General features: G+C 68.9%; 21 protein-coding genes. 10 read left to right on the plus strand and 11 right to left on the minus strand.

Annotation, left to right across the window (positions count from 1 at the left end):
- Positions 1 to 87: 87 nt before the first annotated feature.
- A complete protein-coding gene (locus AC2YHA_RS08970; protein ID WP_487401213.1) occupies positions 88 to 1,476 on the minus strand; it encodes a helix-turn-helix domain-containing protein in 1,389 nt (462 codons plus the stop codon).
- Positions 1,477 to 1,799: 323 nt separating this feature from the next.
- Between AC2YHA_RS08970 and aceA the strand changes: the two genes are divergently transcribed.
- Both aceA and AC2YHA_RS08980 read left to right on the plus strand, forming a co-directional pair.
- Positions 1,800 to 3,080: an isocitrate lyase gene (gene aceA / locus AC2YHA_RS08975; protein ID WP_487401214.1), complete on the plus strand. Its 1,281-nt coding sequence runs from the start codon at positions 1,800 to 1,802 to the stop codon at positions 3,078 to 3,080.
- Between the two features lie 25 nt (positions 3,081 to 3,105).
- Positions 3,106 to 3,261 (plus strand): hypothetical protein, encoded by a 156-nt coding sequence (locus AC2YHA_RS08980; protein ID WP_233785721.1) that lies wholly within the window; start codon positions 3,106 to 3,108, stop codon positions 3,259 to 3,261.
- Positions 3,262 to 3,375: 114 nt separating this feature from the next.
- Here the strand turns inward: AC2YHA_RS08980 and fsa are convergent, their stop codons facing one another.
- Positions 3,376 to 4,029 (minus strand): fructose-6-phosphate aldolase, encoded by a 654-nt coding sequence (gene fsa / locus AC2YHA_RS08985; RefSeq protein ID WP_233785720.1) that lies wholly within the window; start codon positions 4,027 to 4,029, stop codon positions 3,376 to 3,378.
- 127 nt (positions 4,030 to 4,156) lie between these two features.
- Between fsa and AC2YHA_RS08990 the strand changes: the two genes are divergently transcribed.
- Positions 4,157 to 4,813, plus strand: a complete 657-nt coding sequence (locus tag AC2YHA_RS08990) for a DUF2490 domain-containing protein (RefSeq protein WP_233785719.1) — start codon at positions 4,157 to 4,159, stop codon at positions 4,811 to 4,813.
- Here the strand turns inward: AC2YHA_RS08990 and AC2YHA_RS08995 are convergent.
- Positions 4,801 to 5,298, minus strand: a complete 498-nt coding sequence (locus tag AC2YHA_RS08995) for a GNAT family N-acetyltransferase (RefSeq protein WP_487401215.1) — start codon at positions 5,296 to 5,298, stop codon at positions 4,801 to 4,803. The genes AC2YHA_RS08990 and AC2YHA_RS08995 overlap by 13 nt on opposite strands.
- Before the next feature lie 44 nt (positions 5,299 to 5,342).
- On the opposite strand from AC2YHA_RS08995, the gene AC2YHA_RS09000 reads away from it, so the two are divergent.
- A complete protein-coding gene (locus AC2YHA_RS09000) occupies positions 5,343 to 7,508 on the plus strand; it encodes a primosomal protein N' (RefSeq protein WP_487401216.1) in 2,166 nt (721 codons plus the stop codon).
- Between the two features lie 63 nt (positions 7,509 to 7,571).
- Positions 7,572 to 9,074: a S1C family serine protease gene (locus tag AC2YHA_RS09005; RefSeq protein WP_487401217.1), complete on the plus strand. Its 1,503-nt coding sequence runs from the start codon at positions 7,572 to 7,574 to the stop codon at positions 9,072 to 9,074.
- Positions 9,075 to 9,078: 4 nt separating this feature from the next.
- Here AC2YHA_RS09005 and AC2YHA_RS09010 read toward each other — a convergent pair whose 3' ends face one another.
- Both AC2YHA_RS09010 and ada read right to left on the minus strand, forming a co-directional pair.
- A complete protein-coding gene (locus tag AC2YHA_RS09010; protein ID WP_487401218.1) occupies positions 9,079 to 9,546 on the minus strand; it encodes a DUF1203 domain-containing protein in 468 nt (155 codons plus the stop codon).
- Positions 9,546 to 10,577, minus strand: coding sequence for a bifunctional DNA-binding transcriptional regulator/O6-methylguanine-DNA methyltransferase Ada (ada, locus tag AC2YHA_RS09015; RefSeq protein ID WP_487401219.1), 1,032 nt, complete (start codon positions 10,575 to 10,577; stop codon positions 9,546 to 9,548). Before ada ends, AC2YHA_RS09010 begins: the two co-directional genes overlap by 1 nt.
- Positions 10,578 to 10,660: 83 nt before the next feature.
- Between ada and AC2YHA_RS09020 the strand changes: the two genes are divergently transcribed.
- Both AC2YHA_RS09020 and AC2YHA_RS09025 read left to right on the plus strand, forming a co-directional pair.
- The gene (locus AC2YHA_RS09020) at positions 10,661 to 11,254 is read left to right on the plus strand and encodes a hypothetical protein (protein ID WP_487401220.1); all 594 of its coding nucleotides are present in this window, start codon (positions 10,661 to 10,663) and stop codon (positions 11,252 to 11,254) included.
- A 197-nt stretch (positions 11,255 to 11,451) separates the two neighbouring features.
- Entirely contained in the window at positions 11,452 to 12,828 is a 1,377-nt protein-coding gene (locus AC2YHA_RS09025) for a DEAD/DEAH box helicase (protein ID WP_487401221.1), read from the plus strand.
- A 145-nt stretch (positions 12,829 to 12,973) separates the two neighbouring features.
- On the opposite strand, the gene AC2YHA_RS09030 is transcribed toward AC2YHA_RS09025, so the two are convergent.
- The gene (locus AC2YHA_RS09030) at positions 12,974 to 13,789 is read right to left on the minus strand and encodes a class I SAM-dependent methyltransferase (RefSeq protein WP_233785712.1); all 816 of its coding nucleotides are present in this window, start codon (positions 13,787 to 13,789) and stop codon (positions 12,974 to 12,976) included.
- A 54-nt stretch (positions 13,790 to 13,843) separates the two neighbouring features.
- Between AC2YHA_RS09030 and AC2YHA_RS09035 the strand changes: the two genes are divergently transcribed.
- Complete coding sequence (locus tag AC2YHA_RS09035; RefSeq protein WP_487401222.1) at positions 13,844 to 14,029, plus strand: hypothetical protein; 186 nt, start codon at positions 13,844 to 13,846, stop codon at positions 14,027 to 14,029.
- Here the strand turns inward: AC2YHA_RS09035 and AC2YHA_RS09040 are convergent.
- The 3 genes from AC2YHA_RS09040 to AC2YHA_RS09050 all read right to left on the minus strand — a co-directional run bounded on the left by AC2YHA_RS09040 (position 14,019) and on the right by AC2YHA_RS09050 (position 18,383).
- The gene (locus AC2YHA_RS09040; protein WP_487401223.1) at positions 14,019 to 15,467 is read right to left on the minus strand and encodes a hypothetical protein; all 1,449 of its coding nucleotides are present in this window, start codon (positions 15,465 to 15,467) and stop codon (positions 14,019 to 14,021) included. The genes AC2YHA_RS09035 and AC2YHA_RS09040 overlap by 11 nt on opposite strands.
- Positions 15,467 to 16,642, minus strand: a complete 1,176-nt coding sequence (locus AC2YHA_RS09045) for an aspartyl protease family protein (protein ID WP_487401224.1) — start codon at positions 16,640 to 16,642, stop codon at positions 15,467 to 15,469. The genes AC2YHA_RS09040 and AC2YHA_RS09045 overlap by 1 nt, the downstream gene beginning before the upstream one ends.
- A gap of 190 nt (positions 16,643 to 16,832) precedes the next feature.
- On the minus strand, positions 16,833 to 18,383 hold the full coding sequence (locus tag AC2YHA_RS09050; protein WP_233785708.1) for a TadA family conjugal transfer-associated ATPase: 1,551 nt from the start codon (positions 18,381 to 18,383) through the stop codon (positions 16,833 to 16,835).
- A gap of 123 nt (positions 18,384 to 18,506) precedes the next feature.
- Here AC2YHA_RS09050 and AC2YHA_RS09055 point away from each other — a divergent pair, with 123 nt between their 5' ends.
- Both AC2YHA_RS09055 and AC2YHA_RS09060 read left to right on the plus strand, forming a co-directional pair.
- Entirely contained in the window at positions 18,507 to 18,947 is a 441-nt protein-coding gene (locus AC2YHA_RS09055) for a DUF6265 family protein (protein WP_233785707.1), read from the plus strand.
- Between the two features lie 54 nt (positions 18,948 to 19,001).
- Positions 19,002 to 21,230, plus strand: a complete 2,229-nt coding sequence (locus AC2YHA_RS09060; protein ID WP_487401225.1) for a hypothetical protein — start codon at positions 19,002 to 19,004, stop codon at positions 21,228 to 21,230.
- On the opposite strand, the gene AC2YHA_RS09065 is transcribed toward AC2YHA_RS09060, so the two are convergent.
- Positions 21,199 to 21,453 (minus strand): ATP synthase F1 subunit epsilon, encoded by a 255-nt coding sequence (locus tag AC2YHA_RS09065; protein ID WP_233785705.1) that lies wholly within the window; start codon positions 21,451 to 21,453, stop codon positions 21,199 to 21,201. The two genes, AC2YHA_RS09060 and AC2YHA_RS09065, sit on opposite strands and share 32 nt — an antisense overlap.
- Positions 21,454 to 21,583: 130 nt before the next feature.
- Positions 21,584 to 23,053, minus strand: coding sequence for a F0F1 ATP synthase subunit beta (gene atpD, locus AC2YHA_RS09070; RefSeq protein WP_233785704.1), 1,470 nt, complete (start codon positions 23,051 to 23,053; stop codon positions 21,584 to 21,586).
- Between the last annotated feature and the right edge of the window lie 56 nt (positions 23,054 to 23,109).

Genomic DNA, 23,109 nt, shown 5'->3' on the forward strand with positions numbered 1-23,109 from the left:
GGCGGTGTGCTTCCTCCCCCTCCGTCACGCTTCGCGCGCCACCTCCCCCTGGCGGGGGAGGATTTGAATGTCGTCTCGTTCCAGTCCTCAATCCCCCGCGAACCCGAACGGCGACACCCCCGCCTCCCGCTCGCTGATCACCAGCGCGCGTCCCGCCGGCGGCGCCGAGCGCTGCGGACAATCGGCGCGCGTACAGGCCCGGCAGCCGAGCCCGATCGGCACCGCCTCACCGCCCAGGTCGATGCCCCGTGCCGCCGCCAGTCCGCCGGCAAGCTCCGCCGCCAGCCCCAGCGTCACCGCGAACCGCGCTTTCACCGCCCCGCTCCAGCCGCCCGCCGGCCCGACGCAGCGCGAGCTGGTGAACCAGCGGCTGCCGTCCTCCAGCGCGACGAGTTGCACGATCCGTTCGTCCGGCCGTCCGAAAGCCGCGAACAGGTCCCATAGCGGGCACAGCCCCGGTCCCTCGACCAGCGGCGAGCCGCTCGCCCCGGCGAAGCGCTTCGATACCTGTCCGGCCCGGTCGGTGCGCAGCATGAAGAAGGGCAGCCCCCGCGCGCCGACCCGCTGCAGCGTGGTCAGCCGATGCGCCACCTGCTCCACGCTCGCGCCAAAGCGGCGGCGCAATAGCTCAAGGTCGTAACCGGTCGCCTCGCACGCGCGCAGGAAGCGGGCATAGGGCATCATCACCGCCGCCGCGAAATAGCCGCTGAGGTGCCGCCGGAACAACCGCTCGGCGGTGCGATCGACGAAGCCCGAGCCCCGCGCGAGCGCGTCGATCTCACCGCGTGCCTCGACAAGCCCGAGCTGCCGCGCCAGCGCGAAGGTGCGCGCGGAAGGATCGAGCGTCTCCGACAGCTGGAGCTGCCGCGCATGGAAATCGAGCCGCACGCGCACGTCGGGCAGCACCTCGATCGGCAGGATGCGGATCGACAGCTGGTGCTTGACCCGCAATCGCTCCGCCATGGCACCATAGAGATCGCCCGCGCCCTGGCGGAGCTCGTCGGCCAGCGCCTCGGCGGCGGCGTCGAGGTCGGCGAAATGGCCGCGCCACCGCTCGATCTCGCGCCGCACCAGCACGCCGGCATCCGGCACCTCCTCGGCCGCCGTGCCGCCGCCGGCCCCGATCCGGTCATAGGCGCGCGCGAACGCCTCCGCCCCGCCCGGCGCGCCGGCGAGCCATTCCTCCAGCTCCGCGCGATCGATCTCGAGGTCCGCGAACATCGGATCGGCCAGCCGCCGCCGGACCGCCTCCGCCCCGCCGCCCGGCTCGCCCGCCGCCAGCGCGCGCGGATCGAAGTCGAACGCCTCGGCCAGCCGCAGCAGCAGGGTCGCGCTGAGCGGCCGCTGGTTCTTCTCGACCAGCGTCAGATAGCTCGGCGACACGCCCAGCATCTCCGCCATCGCCGCCTGCGTCAGCCCATGCTGCCGCCTGAGCCGCCGCACCGCATGGCCGGCCAGGAGCTTCCGCTGCGCCATTTTCCGTTTTCCTACAACCGAATGTTCTTGATATGTTTCAACTTAAGCTCCTCCCCGGCACGGGGAGGGGGACCATCGCGCAGCGATGGTGGAGGGGGCCCGGCCACAAGCGATACCGAGGAGGCGGGCCCCCTCCACCCCCGCGCTGCGCGCGGCGGTCCCCCTCCCCGTACCGGGGAGGATTTGAAGTTGTAAATTCCTTACATATTTTCAAACCAGTCAACCAGTCCAAACACAGCCTTACCTCGAAACCACACCATCGCCCATAGTCAACTTAGTCAAGATTTCCTTACAGAACACCCGAACCTGTCAAGGAACAGACAATGCCAACCACCTTCGAAGACCTCGTCCCCGCCCCCACCGGCCGCTTCGACGGCATCGTGCGGCCCTATTCGGCGGACGATGTCGCGAAGCTGCGCGGCTCGGTGCCGGTCGAGCACACGCTCGCCCGCCGCGGCGCGCTCAAGCTGTGGGAGCTGCTGAAGAGCGAGGATTACGTCAACGCCCTCGGCGCGCTCAGCGGCAACCAGGCGATGCAGATGGTCCGCGCCGGGCTGAAGGCGATCTATCTGTCCGGCTGGCAGGTCGCGGCCGACGCCAACACCGCCGGACAGATGTACCCGGACCAGTCGCTCTATCCCGCCAACGCCGGGCCGGAGCTGGCGCGCCGCATCAACGCGACGCTGCAGCGCGCCGACCAGATCGAGCATATGGAGGGCGGCGCGACCCGCGACTGGTTCGCCCCGATCGTCGCCGATGCCGAGGCCGGCTTCGGCGGACCGCTCAACTGCTTCGAGATCATGAAGGCGTACATCGCCGCCGGCGCCGCAGGCGTGCATTACGAGGACCAGCTCGCCTCGGAGAAAAAGTGCGGGCATCTCGGCGGCAAGGTGCTGATCCCGACCCAGGCGCACGTCCGCAACCTCGATGCGGCACGGCTGGCGGCGGACGTCTCGGGCGTGCCGACGCTGGTCATCGCCCGCACCGATGCGGAGAGCGCGCGGCTGATCACCTCCGACGTCGACGAGCGCGACCGCGAGTTCCTGACCGGCGAGCGCACGCCGGAGGGCTTCTTCCGCCTGAAGGAGGGCACCGGCGTCGACCATTGCATCAAGCGCGGCCTTGCCTTCGCCAGCCACGCCGACCTGCTGTGGTGGGAGACCTCGCATCCCAACCTCGACGACGCCAGGCGCTTCGCCGAGGCGATCCGGCGGGAGCATCCGGAAAAGCTGCTCGCCTACAATTGCTCGCCGAGCTTCAACTGGGAGAAGAACCTCGACCGGGACACCATCGCCCGCTTCCAGCGCGAGCTCGGTGCGATGGGCTACAAGTTCCAGTTCGTGACGCTGGCGGGCTTCCACCAGCTCAACCACGGCATGTTCGAGCTGGCGCGCGGCTACAGGGACCGCGGCATGGCCGCCTATTCGGAGCTGCAGCAGGCCGAGTTCGCGAGCGAGGCGAACGGCTACACCGCCACCAAGCACCAGCGCGAGGTCGGCACCGGCTATTTCGACCTGGTCGCGACCACGCTCGCCGGCGGCCAGAGCTCGACCACCGCGCTCGCCGAATCGACCGAGGCCGCGCAGTTCACCGTGGCCGCCTGAGACCCATGAAGAAAGGAGAAGACCGATGACCCAAGAACCGACCCGCAGCCGCGCCGTCTTCTCGACGGAGGACTTCGGCCTGATGAAGGAAGCGATCGGCGATTATGTCCGCAAGATCGCCGACGAACCGCGTTCGGCCAAGTTCAGCAACCTCTACCACCGCCTCGGCCGCCTCGGCTGAGGTCCCGGCCAGCGCGGGAGCCCCCGCCTCGCGCCGGCCATTCCCAAGCTTTCCTGGGGAGGAAAGGTGCCCGTCGGCGGAGCGATCCGCCGGCGGGCATTACCGCGAAGCGCTTTAGCCGATCGTCTGCCCCGTCTTCGCCCAGTCGGCCAGGAAGCCCTCGATCCCCTTGTCGGTGAGCGGATGCTTGACGAGCTGGCGGATCACGGCGGGCGGGGCGGTCATCACGTCGGCGCCGATCCGTGCGGCCTCGTAGACGTGGATCGGGTGGCGCACGCTCGCGACCAGGATCTCCGTGTCGAAGTCGTAATTGTCGTAGATCTGGCGGATGTCGGCGATGAGCTGCATCCCGTCGAAGCCGACGTCGTCATGCCGCCCCACGAACGGCGAGACGAAGGTCGCCCCCGCCTTGGCCGCGAGCAGCGCCTGGTTGGCGGAGAAGCACAGGGTCACGTTCACCATGGTGCCGTCACCGGTCAGCGCCTTGCAAGTCTTGAGTCCGTCGATGGTGAGCGGCACCTTGACCGCGACGTTGTCGGCGATCTTCCGCACCACCTCGGCCTCGCGCATCATGCCTTCGTGGTCGAGCGCGACCACTTCGGCCGAGACGGGACCGTCGGTGATCGCGCAGATTTCCTTCACCACCTCGAGGAAGTTACGGCCCGCCTTGTGGATCAGCGAGGGATTGGTGGTGACGCCGTCGACCAGCCCGCTCTCGGCGAGATCGCGGATTTCGGCGGTGTCGGCGGTGTCGACGAAGAATTTCATGAAGCCTCCGGCTAGGGCAAAATGCTGATATTACAGTCCGACGACAGCCGTGTTACCGCTGCCCCGAATCGCCCCCTCTATAGACCGGACGCCGTTGCCGCACAGCCGCTCAAACCCCGAGGTCCCGATGCGCCGCATCTGCCTTGCCCTTCTTGCCTTGACCGCCCCGGCCGCCGCCCATGCGCAGCAGGCCGACGAGCAGCTGTGGCTGCAGGCAAACGCGACGACGCAGACGGGAGATACGACGCTGACCTTCGAGACGATCGGCCGCTTCAGCGACGATGCCGATGGCTTCTCCCACTCGGAGATCGGCGGGCTCGCGAGCGTGCCGGTGGCGAAGGGCGTCGACCTCGCCTTCGGCTATCGCCACGTCGAGGATTGGGACCATGGCCATGCCCTGCCCAACGAGGAGCGACTGCGCCAGATGGTGACGGTGGCACTCGGCAGCGGCTTCGCCGTGCGCGCTCGGTTCGAGCAGCGCTTCAATTCGAGCGGCAACGAGGTGGGATTCCGGGTGAGGCCGCAACTGCGCTTCACCCGTCCGCTCACGCGCGGCGGCCTGGCGCTGTTCGCGACGCATGAAAGCTATTTCAACGCGAACACGACCAGATGGGGCCAACGCCGCGGCTACGAACGAATTCGCAATGCGTTCGGGCTGTCGTTTCCGCTGCTGAAGGCGTTGCGCGCCGATCTCGGCTACCTCAACCAACTCCGCTTCGGCCGGCGCGGTGCGCGCGACCGCATGGATCACGCGATGACCTTCGCGTTCAACTATTCCTTCTGAAGCAGCAGCACCGAGTGCGTTTCGCCCGGCGGCTCGACCCGTCCGCGCCGTGCGAAACCAAGGTGGTCGAGCAGTGCGAGCGACCTGAGATTGTCCGGATTGACGATCGCCAACACCGGCGCGAGGCCTTGTGCCGCCGCCCATTCCATCGTCGCGTGTGCGGCCTCCAGCGCATAGCCCCGGCCACGACCCGCCGGCAGGAAGGCGTAGCCGAGATCGACATGATCGAGCCAGTCGCGCTTGAGCAGCCCGCACATGCCGAGCGGCACGCCCTCCGCCTTGCCTTCGACCGCCCACATGCCGAAACCGTGCCGGGCATAGCTCGCCCGAGGTCCTTCTTCGACATAGCGCTCGGCACTGGCGAGGTCGTGGACGCCGCGATCGCCGATGTTGGCGCGGAAATCCGGATCGGTGTGCAGCTCGAGCACGAACGGCGCGTCGGCCGGCACGATCTCGCGCAGCAGCAGCCGTTCGGTCTCGATCATCGTCCCCTGTTCCCCTCAGGCGCCGGCCATCCTAGGTGGGGGTGATGGCACGGGCACGCGTGATTGTCATGAATTCGGCGCTGGGACCGCTCGACTATCGCGTGCCGCACGGCATGGAAGTCGAGCCGGGCTCGATCGTGGTCGCGCCGCTGGGGCCGCGCCAGCTGCTCGGCGTGGCGTGGGAACCGGAGCGGCTCGCGACCGAAGAGGTCGGCGACAACCGGCTGCGCAACCTGCTCGCGGTCGCCGATGCGCCGCCGATCCCGGCGCCCCTCCGCCGGCTCGTCGAATGGACCGCCGACTATTATCTCGCGCCGCTCGCAGCGGTGCTGAGGATGGCGCTGTCCTCCACTTCGGCGCTGGAGGGCGGCAAGACCATCGTCGAGTATCGCGCGACCGGCGAACCGCCCGACCGCATGACCGCGCAACGCGAGCAGGCGCTGGAACGGATCGGCGATCGCCAGGGCCTGATCCGCGAGCTCGCGACGATCGCCGATGTCTCCGAGGGCGTGATCCGCGGATTGGTCAAGGCCGGCGCGCTGGAGGGGATCGCGGTCGACCTCGACAGCCCCTATCCCGAGCCCGATCCGAACCATGCCCCTCCTGAGCTCACCAAGGATCAGGCCTATGCCGCCGGCATCCTCCAGGCATCCGTCGCAGCGAAGGATTTCGAGCCGTTTCTGCTCGACGGCGTCACCGGATCGGGCAAGACCGAGGTCTATCTGGAAGGCGTCGCCGAGGCGCTGCGCGAGGGCAAGCAGGCGCTCGTGCTGTTGCCCGAGATCGCGCTGACCGAGCCGTTCCTCAAACGCTTCCACGCGCGGTTCGGCGTCGAGCCGGTGGCGTGGCACTCCGGCCTCAGGCAGTCGCAGCGCCGCCGCGCCTGGCGCCAGATCGCGGCCGGACAGGCCAAGGTGGTGGTCGGCGCCCGATCGGCACTGTTCCTGCCCTACCCCAGGCTCGGCCTGATCGTGGTCGACGAGGCGCACGAGACCAGCTTCAAGCAGGAGGACGGCGTCCATTACCACGCCCGCGACGTCGCGGTGATGCGTGGACGTTTCGAAGGCTGCCCCGTGGTGCTCGCCTCCGCCACCCCGGCGATCGAGACGCGCCATCAGGTCGAGCTCGGCCGCTATCGCGAGCTCAAGCTGCCCGGCCGCTATGGCAAGGCCGAGCTGCCGGCGATCGAGGCGATCGACCTGCTCGCCGAGCCGCCCGAGCGCGGCCGCTGGATCGCCCCGCGCCTCGTCCGCGCGATCGACGAGACGCTGGAGCGCGGTGAGCAGGTGCTGCTGTTCCTCAACCGCCGCGGCTACGCGCCGCTCACCTTGTGCCGGACCTGCGGGCATCGCTTCCAATGCCCCAACTGCACCGCCTGGATGGTCGAGCACCGGCTGATCCGCCGCCTTGCCTGCCATCATTGCGGTCACGTCATCCCGACACCGCGCGCCTGCCCGGAATGCGAGAGCGAGGACAGCCTGGTCGCCTGCGGCCCCGGCGTCGAGCGCATCGCCGACGAGGCCAGGGCGCTGTTCCCGGACGCTAGACTCGCGATCGTCACCTCCGACACCATCTGGTCGCCGGCCAAGGCGGCGGAGTTCGTCGGGCGGATGGAAGCGGGCGATATCGACATCGTCGTCGGCACCCAGCTCGTCACCAAGGGCTATCACTTCCCCAATCTGACGCTGGTCGGGGTGATCGACGCCGACCTCGGCCTCGAAGGCGGCGACCTGCGCGCCGCGGAGCGCACCTTCCAGCAGATCATGCAGGTCGCCGGCCGCGCCGGCCGCGGCGAGAAGCCGGGCACGGTGCTGGTCCAGACCCATGCGCCCAAGGCTCGCGTGATCGAGGCGCTGGTCTCGGGCGATGCCGAAGCCTTCTACGCTGCCGAGACCGAAGCACGACGCGACGCCGACGCACCGCCGTTCGGCCGCTTCGCCGCGATCGTGGTGTCGAGCGAGGACAAGGCCGCGGCCGACGAGACCGCCCGCGTCATCGCCCGCGCCGCGCCGGAGGTCGACGGGATGGACGTGTTCGGCCCGGCCCCCGCCCCGCTCGCGATGCTGCGCGGCCGCCATCGCTTCCGCCTGCTGGTACATGCGACACGGCAGCTCGACGTGCAGGACGTGATCCGCGACTGGCTGGGCGCACTGGATTGGCCCGCGAAGGTGCGGGTGGCGGTGGACGTCGATCCCTATAACTTCCTGTAACAACCCGTGTCGTGACGTCATGGCGCCTTGCAAGCCCCGCCACGACCTGCGACACGCGCGCAGGTGCGGTTCCTGCTCGCCCTGTTCGCCCTGCTGGCCTTCGCGACTCCGGCGCACGCCGACGACATCGCTGCCGCCGGGCGCGGCGTGGTGCGGGTCGTCACCATCGCGGTGGTCGAGGGTGAGGTGGTCGGCTTCGGCCACGGCAGCGGCTTCGCGGTCGCGCCCAACCGGATCGTCACCAACGCCCATGTCGTCGAGCCGGCGGCGCGCTATCCCGACAACGTCCTGATCGGCGTCGTCCCCTCGGCGGGCGACAAGAGCTATCAGGGCAAGCTGATCGCGGTCGATCCCGCGCGCGACCTGGCGCTCATCGAATTCTCGGGCGTGAGCCTGCCGCCGCTGACGCTCTATGCAGGTCCTGCCGACGAGGGCGACGCGCTGATCGCGCTCGGCTATCCCGGCAACGTCGATGTCGCCACCGCCCAGTCGATGAGCGACTTCATCAGGCCGCAGTCGCCGGTACGCTCGCAGGGCGTCTATTCGGGCGCGCGGTCGATCGCCGGGGTCAACATGCTGCTCCACACCGCCAACATCGCGCGCGGCAACTCCGGCGGACCGCTGCTCGACCGCTGTGGGCGCGTGATCGGGGTCAATTCGGCGATCACCAATGGCGAGCAGGGCGACGCGAACTTCGGCTTCGCCATCGCCGATTCGGAGCTGACCGCGTTCCTGCGGGAGGCGAAGCAGCCGGTCGCCTCGGTCGGCGTGCCCTGCCTCTCGATCGAGGACCGGCTCGCCGCCGACAGCGCCGCCGCTGCCAGCGCGCGCGAGCAGGCCGAGGCCGACGCGGCCGCCGTCGCGGCGCAGACCCGCGCCGACCGCGAGGCTGCGCTCGACCAGGCGCGCGACCGCAACCTGACGATCCGCGAGAATTTCATCGGCGGCGCGACGCTTCTGCTGGTGCTGGGCGCACTCGGGCTCGGTGGCGCCGGATTGCTCGCGACGCGCCGCGATCCGCGCGCACGGCAGGCGGCGATCGCTGGCGGCGCGCTGATGGCGGTGGCGGTGATCGTCTTCTTCCTGCGCCCCGGCTTCGATCCGGCGTCGGTCAAGGTCGCCGCGCCCAAGACTCGGACGACAGCCGCCGATCCCGGCACCGGCAGGATGATCTGCACGCTCGATCCCGCGCGCAGCCGCGTGACGGTGAGCGCCACGCAGAATGTGGCGCTGAGCTACGGCGGTGATGGCTGCATCAACGGCCGCACCCAATATGCCGAGGACGGCCACGGCGGCTGGGAACGGATCCTGGTGCCCGATGAGGAGGCGACCGTCTCGGTGCTCGGCTATCAGCCGGCGACGCGGACCTACACCAGCACCCGCTACCTGCTCGGCGACGAGGCGATGAGCCGCGCCCGCGAGCTCCGCAAGGGCGTGACGCTCAAGACCTGCTCGGCCGATCCCGCCGCCCGCGCGGCGCTCGCCAGCCAGCAGTCGGCGATCCGATCGTCGCTGCCGCCGCGCTGGAACGAGCGGCTGGTCTATTCGTGCAAGGCGGTGCCCTGACCGGTCAGGCGCGATCGATCCGAGCGGCGAAACAGCCGCGTCCGGCGTTGTGGGCGTGGAGATAGGCGACGCGCGGATCGGCGAAGAATTCCTCGATCCGCCGGTCGAGCTCGCTGCCCTCGAACACGTCGGCGTCGGTCATCATGCCGTCGGCGTCGAACGCCCGCACCGACAGCAGCCGGATCGCCAGCGGCTCAGGCACCGTGTCGACGAACTCCGCCGCCTCCTCCGCGCCCTCGCGCACGAAGATGGCATGAGCGCTGCGATAGGGCGTCGCGACCGGCAGATGCTCATAGTTGACCAGCAGCACCGTCTCGCCCGGATCGATGTCGACGAGCTCCACCCGACACGGCGCATCGGGCTTCGCCGTCACCTTCATGCGGACGACCTGCTCGGCCGCCAGCGCCGCATCGTCCAGGCCATAGAGGTGGCGGAACGGCGCGGGATCGAGCCCGCGGATGCGATAGGCCATCACTTCGCTCCTTCGCGTTTCCTGAGCGCGAGCTTGCGGTCGACGCCATAGGCATAGCCGCCGATGCTGCCGTCGCCGCGCTGGACGCGATGACAGGGGATGATCACCGCGACGTTGTTGGCGCCGCACACCGTTCCGGCAGCGCGCACCGCGCCGGGCTTGCCGACGGCGGCGGCGAGCTGGGCGTAGCTCAGCGATTCGCCCGGCGGGATCCGGCGAAGCGCTTCCCACACCGCTTCCTGGAAGGCGGTGCCCTGCACGTCGAGCGGCAGGTCGGCGTGACGGCCGGGGCTCTCGACCTCGCTCACCACCCGCGCGGCGAGCTCGGCGAGCGCGGCACCGCCCTGGACCACCTCCGCCTTTGGAAAGCGTGCGGCGAGCCTCAGCGAATCCTCCTCGAACGCGACGCGGCAGAGCCCCTTGTCGGTGGCGGCGATCAGCAGCGGACCGAGGCTGGTTTCGGCGATCGTCCAGCGGATCGTGACACCCGCCCCGCCGTTGCGCCAGGCGCTGGGCGTCATGCCCAGCCGTGCGTTGGCGGTCTCGTAGAAGCGGCTCGGGGCCGAATAACCGGCGTCGTAGATCGCGTTGGTCACCGTCTCCTCCGCCGTCAGCGCCTCGGCGGCGCGGCGGGCGCGTAGGCCCCGGGCGTAGGCGGCAGGCGTGACGCCGGTCGCGCGCTTGAACAGCCGATGGAAGTGATGCGGGGCATAGCCGACCGCGGCAGCCAGTTCCTCGAGCCCGATCGGCTCCTCCGCCTTCTCGAGCAGCGCCACCGCCTCGGCGACGGCGACGCGGTCGCGGCCGACCTCGTCGGGCTTGCAGCGCATGCAGGCACGGAAGCCGGCCGCCTGCGCCTCCTCGCCGTCGGCGAAGAACAGCACATGCTCGCGCTTCGGTCGCCGCGCCGGGCAGCTCGGCTTGCAGTAGATGCCGGTAGTGGTGACCGCGCCGACGAAGCGGCCGTCGAAGCGCCGGTCGCGCCGCTCGAACGCGCCCCAGGCGATGTCGGGATCGATTTCCTGTGTCATGGGCATGGGTATAGATAGGGTATTCGCGCAAGACTTCCCGTGCTTTGCGGTCAAACAGCTTGCGAGGCAGGCGACGGACGACCATGCTCGGTGAAATGGGGGGCCGCGAGCAACGCATCCGTGATCTGTTCGGGCAGCAGTTCGAGCCGGATGGCGACGGTTTTCTCTATCGACCGAACCATCGAGCACAACCCAAGCGAGTGACCCGCGCCGAACGGAACGTCTTCACCGAGCAGCTCGTCCGCGCGTCCAATCGAATGACGTGGGGCTTCGCCGCCGTGGCGGTGGCCGCGATCACGGTCGCCGTCTTCTTTGACAAGACCAGCGAGGACCTCGGCTACGGGCTCGACTTCACTACCGCATGCGTCCTTGTCCTGGTGGCGCTTTTCGTGCCGCTGTATCGGTATATCTGGCGCGCGCCTGCCAGGGCCTTGGCTGATCGCACGCCGGCTGGCCTAGCGCGATCGCGCGAGGAGGCTCGCGCCCTGGTTCTGACCAAGCTCAGATGGTCACAGCTGGGGGGCGCATTCGCCATTGCCGTCTTTTTGATCGTCTCGCACTGGCCGCGCGACGAATTCCGGATCGGCGACTGGGTTTGGATCGGCGGTGGAGGATTGCTGATTGCACTCGTGGCGGTGCAGGCCGCACGAAAGTGGCGATTCGGGCGGCAACATTGACTTCCGGCCGCCGCACCACCATATGCTGCATCTGCGAAGCCCTTAGCAAGGCAGCGTGATCGGGCGGATTGCCGCCCCGGCCCGGCTTCGTTTCCAAAGCTTCCCACGTCACGCGGGTCGCCAAACTCTGGCCCCGTCGTATCGCGCGCCCATGTCGGGCAGCGCGCGCCGACTCCAATTACGAGTCCAAAATCACAATGCAATTTTCCGACCTCGGGCTGTCGCAGCCCGTCCTCGCCGCGCTTGCCGCCAAGGGTTATGCCGAGCCGACGCCGATCCAGGCGCAATCGATTCCGGCGCTGCTCGACGGCCGCGACCTGCTCGGCATCGCCCAGACCGGCACCGGCAAGACCGCGGCCTTCACCCTGCCCTCGATCGACCGGCTGGTCGCCGCCAACAAGCGTCCGCTGCCCCGTCAGTGCCGGATGCTGGTGCTTGCCCCCACCCGCGAGCTCGCTGCGCAGATCGCCGAGAGCGCGCGCGGCTATGCCAAGGGCAGCAACCTCAATGTCGCCACCGTGTTCGGCGGCACTTCGCTCCACAAAAACCGGCAGGACCTGTCGCGCGGCGTCGATATCCTCGTCGCGACGCCCGGCCGGATGCTCGACCTGATCGACGAGGGACATCTGTCGCTCTCGGCGGTCGAGATCTTCGTGCTCGACGAAGCCGATCAGATGATGGACCTCGGCTTCATCCACGCGCTGAAGCGCACGGTGAACCTGCTGCCGAAGAAGCGGCAGAGCCTGTTCTTCTCGGCAACCATGCCCAAGGCAATCCGCGATCTCGCCGGCCAGTTCATCCACGATCCGGTCGAGGTGAAGGTGACCCCGGTCGCCAGCACCGCCGAGCGGGTCGATCAGTACGTCACCTTCATCAACCAGGCGGAGAAGCAGGCGCTGCTGACGATCGTGCTCAGGAAGGAGCCGATCGATCGCGCGCTGGTGTTCACCCGCACCAAGCACGGCGCCGATCGCGTGGTGAAGCTGCTCGGCGCGAACGGCATCGTCGCGCACGCCATCCACGGCAACAAATCGCAGCCGCAGCGCGAACGCGCGCTCGCCGACTTCCGTTCGGGCAAGGTCCGCATCCTGGTCGCCACCGACATCGCAGCGCGCGGAATCGACGTGTCCGGCGTGAGCCACGTGTTCAACTTCGAGCTGCCGAACGTGCCGGAGCAATATGTCCACCGCATCGGCCGCACCGCGCGTGCCGGCCGTGACGGCATCGCGGTGAGCTTCGTCGCCGATGACGAGCGGCCATATCTGCGCGACATCGAGCGGCTGACGCGCCAGCGCCCGACCGTCACCCCGCTGCCGGAGAACTTCCAGGTGCAGGCGGCGGAGATCGTGAAGAGCCGTGCGCCGGTGACGATCAGCCGCGACGAGAACAACGGCCGCCGCGGCCGCGACATGCAGCGCGCCGGAGGCGGTCAGCCGCGTGACGGCGGGCAGCGTGAAGGCGGGCAGCGCGAGGGTCAGGGCGAGCGTCGCCACTTCCCGGCAAAGAAGCGCTTCCACGCCCGGCCCGCGGGTAACGGCGGCGGCGGACAGCGCCGACAGGGCGGCGGGCGCTAAGGTGTGATCGCCCTTCGTTGAAATACCGTCATCCCGGCGAAAGCCGGGATCTCAGGCAGCTGCAGTACCGTAAGCCTCATGAGATCCCGGCTTCCGCCGGGATGACGACCTCAATTCGACCAGTTCCCACTTCGGGGAGCAAAGCTCACCTCGGCTTCTTGAACCGCAGCGTCATCCGGTCGCTCTCGCCGATCGCGGCATATTTGGCGCGGTCGACGTCCTTGAGCTGATAGCTCGGCGGCAGCGTCCACACGCCATTGGGCCAGTCGGCGGTGTCCTTGGGGTTGGCATTGATCTCGCTCGCGCTGTCGAAGACGAAGCCGGCCTGCTCCGCAAGGCGGCGGACGGTCGAGACCTTGATATAACCGCTGTTGGTCTCGCGGGCGGCGTCGGCGCTCTCGGGTAAACGATGGTCGACCACGCCGAGCGTGCCGCCCGGCTTCAGCATCGCATACATCTGGCGGAAGGCCTCCGCCGCATAATCCTGACCGCCGCGCTGATACCCTGCGCGCCAGTTGTGGACGTTGCGGAAGGTGAGGACGACGTCGGCGCTGCCGTCCGGCACCTTCGGCTGCCCTGCATCGGCCGGGAAGGCGGCGAGGTTGACCTTGCCGTAGAGCGCGGCGTCCTTCGCCTGCAGCGCGCGCACGCCGTCGAGCCCCTTGGGCCAGGGGCCGGCCGCCCAATAGCTTCCCCGCGCAGCAGCGTAGGGCGCCAGGATTTCGGTATACCAACCGCCGCCAGGCCAGATCTCGACCACCGTGTCGCCCGGCTTCACCTGGAAGAAGGCGAGCGTCTCGACCGGATGGCGATATTTGTCGCGCGCGACGTTGGCGGGCGTGCGGGTGGGTGCCGCAACGACCTCGGCGAGCTTAGACTGGAGCGTGGCCGGCGCTCCGATCGCGACACTGGTCACCGCAGCCGCAACGGAGACGATCGCTATGGTTGCGAGCGCGCGCATCTCAAGTCTCCTCGAACGGTGGACGTTGCCTTCGTATCGCGGCAGGGAGGTGCGATGCAAGCGAGACTGTGGAGCGCGGCGGCGGCCTGTGTCGCGGTGGCGGTGGCGAGCGGCGTCGGGCAATGGCGCCGCGGCCGCCGGCGCGACCTCGACCGTGTCGGGATGGTGCCATGGCCGACGATCCAGTTCGCGGCGATGATGGGCGCGCTGATCCTCGCCAGCGTCGCGCTCAATTCCTGAAGGCGAGGTCGCGGCGGAGGTAGACGACCGTGCGGTATTGCGCACGCGGCACGCTGAATACAGGACGATAGCGCACGAGCGCCGCCTTGAGCGCGGCGAGGCTGGCCCGATTCCAGATGTCGAGCCGGCGGGTCGAGGTGACGATCACCGGCGGCCGCCCGGCGAGGATGCGGCGGACCTCAGCCGCTTCGTCGATGCCGGTCGCCCCCTGCTCGGTCGTGTAGGCAAGGAAGTTGGGGAAGGCGTAGGCGGTCGGCAGGCAGGCATCGGCCAGGCTGTAGGTGATGGTGTCGCCGATGAAGACATAGGGACATCCGCCGCGATCGTTCGCAGCGACGACGCGGGCGACCTCGCGCGCACCGGGGTCGTCGTTGGGGACGAACGCACGCTCGACCACCACCAGCAGCAGCCCCAGTCCCAGCGCACCGATCAGCGCGCGCGGATGACGGCCGAAGGCGATCGCCGCCGGCACCGCCAGCGGCGCGATCAGCGGCAGCGCATAATGGTCGAAGAAGGTGCCGATCGCGGCGAAACCGACCAGGGCGGTGCCGAGCCACAGGAACGCCAATCCCCGTTCCGCCGCGCAGCGCGCGCGCCGCCGGCGCCAGGCGATCATGGCGCACAGGATCAGCGGCGACAGCTCGGCGGCGATACCGAGCAGCCGCATCGCGAGTTCGCTCGCCGGATAGGGCGGCCGCAGCAGGATCGAGGTGACGTTGGCGAACCACCACGCATCGAAATGGCCGAGCCGCGCATAAACGAACGCCGCCGCCAACGTCGGCGCCGCGCCGGCCAGCAGCCACAGCGATACGGCGGGAACCAGCTTCGCCCGGGCGCCGCTCCGCCACAGCCACCACAGGTGCGCGAGACCGAAGAACGCTCCCTCGAAAGCCGCGGTCGGCTTGAGCTGGATGGCGAGGCCGGCGAGCAGACAGGCCGCGAGGCCGTTCAAGACGATCGCATCCGGCCGCCGCTCCAGCGACGGCAGCCGCAGCGTCAGCCAGGCGGCGGCGGTGACGGGCAGGTTGTAGAATACCGGCGCCTGTCCCCCGCGCCCACCGAGCAAGGGCAGCCAGACGAGGTAGGCGATTGCGGCCGCAATGGCGCCGGTCCGGCTCGCACCGACCCGAAGCGCGCTGGCGAAGACCAGCGCTGCGGTGGCGGCCGCCGAGAGGCAGGCGAGGATTTGATAGCCAAGGATATCGTCGCCCGGCAGCGCCGCCGCGCCGGCGTAGAGCAGGAACAGCCCGATCGGCTTGCGGTCCCAGATGTCGACATAGGGCAACGCTCCGTGGAGCAGCCGCTCGCCGACCAGCAGATAATATTGCTCGTCGACATGGATCACAGGATTGCCGAAATCGGCCGCGCGCAGCGCCACCGCCGCCGCGAGCAGCAGCGCCGCCACCGCCGGCGCAGGCAACGGCCGGATGCGCTCCATCAGTAGAAGCGCGCGAGCGTCAGCGTGCGGTCGCCGCCGTTGTCGCACAGGCCCAGGCGGACCGTACGCCCCGGCGCACCTGCCGGCCAGGCCGCGAGCGGCGTGGCGAGATAGTCGGCAGGGATCGGCACACCGTCGACCGCGCAGATGCGCTCGCCCGCGCGCCAACCCGCCGCAGCCGCCGGCGAGTTGCGCATGACATGGAGCACGCGCAGCGACCTGCCCTGGAGCGCGATGAGCAGCCCGCTGGTCGACTTGAGCGGTTCGCGATCGACGGTCTTGCCGGGTGCGAACACCATGCGTTTGGCGGTGGGGTCGATCAGCACGCGATAGCGCTGGAGCAGGCCCGAACCGATCCGGCCCGCGGTGCCGGTGAGCTGGGAGAAGCCGTCCTTGCCCTCGATCCTCACCTCGACGTTCCTTGCCGTGAGTCCGGCAAGGCGGACGGCTGGCAGGACGGTGAGATCGGTCTCGATCGCGCCGCCGAGGCCGAAGGCATAGGCAGAGGTGAGCGGCGGCGTCGGCACCCGCGCCGCGCCCCACATCTCGCGCGACAAGGTCACCGACGATCCGTCGCCGGTATCGACGATCATCGGCTTGAAGCGATGCCGTCCGATCGAAAGCTCGCTCAGGAACACGCCCGAGTCCGGTGCGATCGACAGCGGCACGCTGGTCCCGGTGAACGGCAGCCGGCCGGATGGCAGCAGGCGGAAACGGCGGGCGTCATAATCGATGTCGAGCGCCTGACGGCCGAGCAGGTCGCTGCCGATCAGCATCTCGACGGGCTCGGCGCTGCCGGTGGCGATCGCCTTGAGATCGGCCACCGCCAGACGGCCGCCGGTGCGCGTCAGGCCGCCGATCGCCAGCGACTCGACCGCTGCCCAGCCGAGCGGCACCGTCCCGCCGATCGCGTCGGCCTGTCCCGCCAGCACCGGCCGCAGCCCGATCGCCTCGGCGAACCTGCGCGAGATGAGGCTGTGCGTGACGCCGGTATCGAGCACCGCCGTCGCCGGACGGCCGTTCACGGTCATGGTGAAGCGGATCTGATTGCCGGGGGTGAGATCGAAGCTCACCCATTGCGCCGCGGTATTGGACGCGAGCTCCACCGCCGGCGCTTCGGCCACGGCCGGCGCCGCGCCGAGCAGGAGGCAGAGGAACAGGCCGGCGACGCGCATGATGAAGCGGGCGGTTAGCGCGTTTTCACGCGAGTCGCCATCATACTGTCCCTCTCCCTTTGGGAGAGGGAAGGAGCGCCGGAGGCGCGGGAGGGTGAGGGCGGCTGCGGCCAGCGTGGTCGCCCTCACCCTCCCACTCGGGCTACGCCCGAGCGGGCCCCTCCCTCTCCCAAAGGGAGAGCGGTTTCGGTTACAGACATGCCTCCAGCATCGCCTGGTCGAAGCCGAACTGGCGCGCCTTGTCGAGCGTGTAGGGGCGAAGGCCCATCGAGCGGTACTCACCGACGATCTTGCCGTCCGCGCTCTCGTCCAGATACTCGAACTTGAACAGCTCCTGCGTGACGATCACCGGCCCCTCCATCCCGATCACCTCGGTGATGTTGGTGACGCGGCGGCTGCCGTCGCGCAGGCGCTTCACCTGCACGATCATGTCGACCGAATCGGCGATCTGGCGGCTGATCGCCTCCTTCGGGATCTTGATATCGCCCATCATCACCATGTTCTCCATACGGCCCAGGCATTCGCGTGGGCTGTTGGAGTGGAGCGTGCACATCGATCCGTCGTGACCGGTGTTCATTGCGGCGAGCAGGTCGAAACACTCGCTGCCGCGGATCTCGCCCAGGATGATACGATCCGGGCGCATACGCAGCGCGTTCTTGACGAGGTCGCGGATGGTGATCTCGCCCTGCCCTTCCAGGTTCGGCGGACGCGTCTCGAGCGGCAGCCAGTGCGGCTGCTGCAGGCGGAGCTCGGCGGCGTCCTCGATCGTCAGCACACGCTCGCCCGGATCGATCATCTTCGACAGGGCATTGAGCATCGTCGTCTTGCCCGAACCGGTGCCGCCGGAAATGACGACGTTGAACCGGCTCGCCCCGGCGATCTTGAGGCAGGTCGCCATCTTCTGCGACATCGACCCCCAGTTCGCCATCATGTCGAGCGTGATCGGCTTGTCGGAGAATTTGCGGATCGAGATGGCGGTGCCGCGCAAGGAGAGCGGCGGCACGATCACGTTGACGCGGCTGCCGTCCTTGAGGCGGGCGTCGGCGAGCGGCGTGGTCTGATCGACGCGGCGGCCGACCGAGTTGCAGATGCGCTGCGCGATCTGGAACAGATGCTCCTCGTCGCGGAACTGGATGTTGGCGAGCTCGAGCTTGCCCTTGCGCTCGACGAAGGTCTGGTCGGGGCCGTTGACCATGATGTCGCTGACCGCCGGATCGGCGAGAAGCTCCTCGAGCGGGCCGAGGCCGAGCAGCTCGTCGACCAGCACCTTCTCCAACGCGAACTGCTCGCGCCGGTTGAGCGTCAGCTTCAGTTCGGCGAGCACCTCGCCGATGATCGGGCGGAATTCCTCGGCAAGCTCGTCCTTGCCCAGCGTCGCCGCCGCCTCGGGATCGACGCGCTCCAGCAGGCGGGGCAGCACCTGTTCCTTGATGCGGTGGATCGACGCCTCGAAGCCCTCGGTGCGCGAGCTGCCCTGCTCGGCGGAGGCGGCGACGCGGTCGGCAAGCCGTTGCATCGCCTCGCTGCCGGGGCTGGACGCGGCGGTGACGGCGGCCAGCGTCTCGCTTTCGAGGCTCTGCGTCGGCAGCGGCGCGCCGGCGATCGGTGGGAACTGCTCTCCGCCTTCCGGCTCGGCCGACGGGCGCGATCCGCTCCCCTGCATCGGCCGTGCCACACCAAAAGCGGGGCGCGTCCCCGGCGCACCGCTGCTCAAACCATTGCGTCGACCGAAAGCGCTCATTCCACCCCTCACGCGGGCAAGGCCCGTATCCGGGCGGAAGGGTTAGGCGGGAAGGCTTGATAATTGCCTAACCACGTTCCGGCGCCGCTGCTATGATGGCGGCGGGCGATCGCAGGAGGGGCTATGCGATACGGAATGATCGTCGCAGCGACGGCGATGCTGATCGGAGCCGCACCCGACACGGTGAAGCTGCCCGATTGGATGGCCGGCCACTGGGTCGAAGAGACAGAGGCCGGCTGGACCGAGGAAAGCTGGCTGTCGCCTCGCGCCGGCATGATGATCGGCGTGTCGCGGAGCGGCAAGGGCGAGACCTTGCAGATCTGGGAACTGGCGCGGATCGCGCCCGACGAGGCGGGCAGGCTCACCTTCTGGGCGTCGCCGAAGGGACGCGCGCCCTCCCCATTTCCGCTGGTGTCGGCGAGCGCGACCGAGGTCGTCTTCGCCAATCCGGCGCACGATTATCCGCAGCGTATCCGCTACTGGCGCGAGGGCGCCGATCTGCTCGCGGAGATCTCGCTCGCCGACGGCAGCAAGGCGATGCGCTGGCATTATCGCCGCCCCTGAACGCAACCGGTCAAGCGATGCGGCGTTGCACCTGCCGAACCCGGAGGTGCGCGGATGACGGTGGCCAAGGCGGCGGTGCTCACGTCGGATTCGCTGGCTTTGGCCGAGGAGCTGACCCGGCGCGGGTCGAAGCGGCTGTGGCACCGCTCGCTCGACGCGCTCGATGTCGAGCTGCGCCGTTCGGATGAATCGCTGTGGCTGGTCGTGCAGGGCGAGCGCGGCGGCGTGGCGCTCCGCGTCATGCGCGCGCCGGCCGGACCGCTTGGCGAGGTGACGGTCGAGGAGGGTGAGACGCTCACCTGCCGCGCCGACACCGTCGCGGGCCGGTTCGAGGCGACCGTGCGGGTCGAGCCGGGCGCGATGCCGGCGCTGCGCTCGACCCTGATGCTCACCCCCGCCGCTCCGCTGGCGCCGCCGGTATTAGGCCGCGACCTGGTCGTATTCGGCGCGGATGGCGACCCCGCCCGGGCGAGGGGCGAGGTCAAGGCGGCGCAGCGCGGACTCAACACCGGCCTGGTGTTCGGGCGCCTCGACGAGCCTGGGTTCGGTGACTTCCTCTATCTTCAGAACCTGACCGCGCTCGACGGCTATTTCCAGGCGACCGGCACCAAGCCCGACGGCGCGGTCGGCGGCGCCTGGCCCGAGCTCGGCTATCTCGCACCCGTCGAGCGGACCGTCGGCAACGACGAGCCGGTGCTTGCCGCGGACAAGCCCGTGACGCTGTCCGACGCGCTGCTGGTGCTACGCGAGCGCACCGAACCCGGCGAACATAGCAGCGCCATCGCTTTCCTCCAGATGCTCGGCGAGGCCTATGAGCGGATCGAGAAGCCAGAACGGCGCTGGCACGACTGGGCTGCCCGCGCCGAGCGCACGCTGAAGGATCTCGCCAATTCCCCCAAGGCGACGATCCGCCAGTACGGGCACCGCTACATCCATCCCTACACCGCCACCGAATACCCCGACTCGATGGTGCAGGCCGTGACGGTCGCCTCGCTCGCCGATTATGCCGCATGGCTGAAGCGGCCGGTGCCGCTCCAGGCCGAGCTCGCCGCGGGCATGCCGCGCTTCTACGACGCCAAGCTCAAGACGCTGCGCCGCTATCTGCCCAACGTCGGCGACGACAAGAATGCCGATGCGGTCGACAGCTGGTACCTCTATCATCCGATGCAGAAGCTCGGCCGGCTGGCGCTCGACGGCGACAGGCAGGCGAGAAAGCTGTTCCTCGGCTCGATCGACTATGCCGTCCGCGCTGCGCGGCATTTCAAGTATATCTGGCCGATCCAGTACGACGTCACCGATCTCTCGGTGATCACCGAGGCGCGCGACGATGAGGGTCTGGGGCAGACCGACGTCGGCGGGCTCTATGCCTATGTCATGCTGCAGGGCTATGAGCTCACCGGCGAGGACCGCTTCATCGACGAAGCGCGGGCGGCGCTCGATGCGACGCGCGACATGCGCTTCGAGCTCAACTATCAGGCGAACCTCACCGCCTGGGGCGCGGCGGCCTGTGCGCGGCTGGCGGTGATCACCGGCGACGCGCGCTACATGAAGCAGGCGCACACCTTCCTCGCCAGCTTCTTCCACAATGCGGCATTGTGGGAATCGAACATCGCCAATGCGCGGCATTACACCAACTTCCTCGGCGTCAGCGCGCTGCACGATGGTCCGTACATGGCGATGTACGAATGCTTCGATTCCTTCGCGGCGTTCGAGCAGCTGCTCTTGAACGCCAACACCGCGCTCGATCCGGCGGCGCGGCGGCTGGTGGTCGATTACTGCTGCTACGCGCTATCGCGGGCCTGGTATTATTATCCCGACGCCCTGCCGCCCGAGGCCGTCGCCAAGGAAGGCATTCGCAACGGCCACATCGACCGCAAGCTCTCCTTCCCGGTCGAAGACCTCTACATCGACGGCCAGCCGGCCGGACAGGTCGGGCAGGAGATCTACGGCGCGGGCGCCGCCTTCGTCTTCACGTCACGGACGGTCCACACGATCGAGGGCGCGCCGTTCCGGCTCACCTGCGACCATTTCCTCGCGAGCAGCGACCGGCTCGGCGAAGGCGTGGTGCGGATGACGACGGTGGGAGCGCCGGGAACGGAGGCCCGGCTGTCGGTGGTACGCCTGCCGCGGCGCAGGCTGCCCGAGCTCAGGGTGGTGACACTCGGGAAGACGCTCGATCCGGCCGCCACCGAAGCCGGCCGGATCGAATATGCGGTGCCCGCCGGCGAGCCGGTGGACGTGATCTGGGAGGTCAGGCCGAAGCGCGCTCGGCGAGGACGATGAGGCCCATGCCGTTCACCTCGGCGAAGCCGCCTTCGACCGCGATCGTCTCGGGCGTGGCACCCTGGCTCTTGTAGACCGCGATCTCGCCGTCGCGGACGGTCGACATGATCGGGGCATGGCCCTCCAGCACGCCGAAGTCGCCCTCGGTGCCGGGCACGACGACCATGTAGACGTCCTCGGAGCGGACCAGCTTCTCGGGCGTGACGAGTTCGAAGTGGAGCATTTCCTTACCTTCCCCCTCTCCCCTTTGGGGAGAGGGCCGGGGAGAGGGGCAGTGCCGCGAGCGACGCTCTCGGTGAGACTCCGCCCCCTCTCCCAACCCTCTCCCCAAAAGGGGAGAGGGCTATTGTTGGTTACGCCGCGTCGGCCAGTTTCTTGGCCTTCTCGACCGCTTCCTCGATGCCGCCGACCATGTAGAAGGCGGCCTCGGGCAGGTGATCGTACTCGCCGTCGACCACCGCCTTGAACGACTTGATGGTGTCCTCGATCTGCACGAACTTGCCCGGGATGCCGGTGAACACCTCGGCGACGTGGAACGGCTGCGAGAGGAAGCGCTGGATCTTGCGCGCGCGGGCGACGGTCAGCTTGTCCTCTTCCGACAGCTCGTCCATGCCCAGGATGGCGATGATGTCCTGCAGCGACTTGTACTTCTGCAGGATCGACTGGACGGCGCGCGCGGTCTCGTAATGCTCCTGGCCGACGACGCGCGGCTCGAGCACGCGGCTGGTCGAGTCGAGCGGGTCCACCGCCGGATAGATGCCGAGCTCCGAGATGGCGCGCGACAGCACGGTGGTGGCGTCCAGGTGGGCGAACGAGGTCGCCGGCGCCGGATCGGTGAGGTCGTCCGCAGGCACGTAGATCGCCTGCACCGAGGTGATCGAGCCCTTGTTGGTCGAGGTGATGCGCTCCTGCAGCGCGCCCATGTCGGTCGACAGCGTCGGCTGGTAGCCCACCGCCGACGGGATACGGCCGAGCAGCGCCGACACTTCCGAGCCCGCCTGGGTGAAGCGGAAGATGTTGTCGACGAAGAAGAGCACGTCCTGGCCCTCCTGGTCGCGGAAATACTCCGCGATCGTCAGGCCCGACAGCGCGACGCGCGCGCGGGCGCCCGGCGGCTCGTTCATCTGGCCATAGACCAGCGCCACCTTCGAGCCCTCGGAGATCGCGTTGCCGTCGGCGTCCTTGGCGATGACGCCCGCATCGAGGAACTCGTGATAGAGGTCGTTGCCCTCGCGGGTGCGCTCGCCGACGCCCGCGAACACCGAGGTGCCGCCATGGCCCTTGGCGATGTTGTTGATCAGCTCCTGGATCAGCACGGTCTTGCCGACGCCGGCGCCGCCGAACAGGCCGATCTTGCCACCCTTGGCGTAGGGCGCGAGCAGGTCGATGACCTTGATGCCGGTGACCAGGATCGAGGCTTCGGTCGACTGGTCGACGAACTCGGGGGCCTTGGCGTGGATCGGGGCGCGGAGGTCCGTGCCGACCGGGCCACGCTCGTCGATCGGCTCGCCGACGACGTTGAGGATGCGGCCGAGCGTGGCCGGGCCGACCGGCACGCGGATCTGGCCGCCGGTGTCGGTGACCTGCTGACCGCGGGTCAGGCCCTCGGTCGAGTCCATCGCGATGGTGCGGACGGTGTTCTCGCCCAGGTGCTGCGCGACCTCCAGGACCAGCTTCTGGCCGTTGTTGTCGGTCTCCAGCGCCGACAGGATCGCCGGCAGTTCATTGTCGAAGCTCACGTCGACGACGGCGCCGATCACCTGGCTGATGCGGCCGACGTTGTTGCTGCCCACGGGGCGGTCGAGAGTTGCGGCGGTGGCCATGTTACCTTCTGCCTTCTTCTTTCATGTTCCCCGGCGAAGGCCGGGGTCCAGCTGCA

The sequence above is a fragment of the Sphingomonas sp. SRI_018 genome (genome assembly GCF_057586275.1).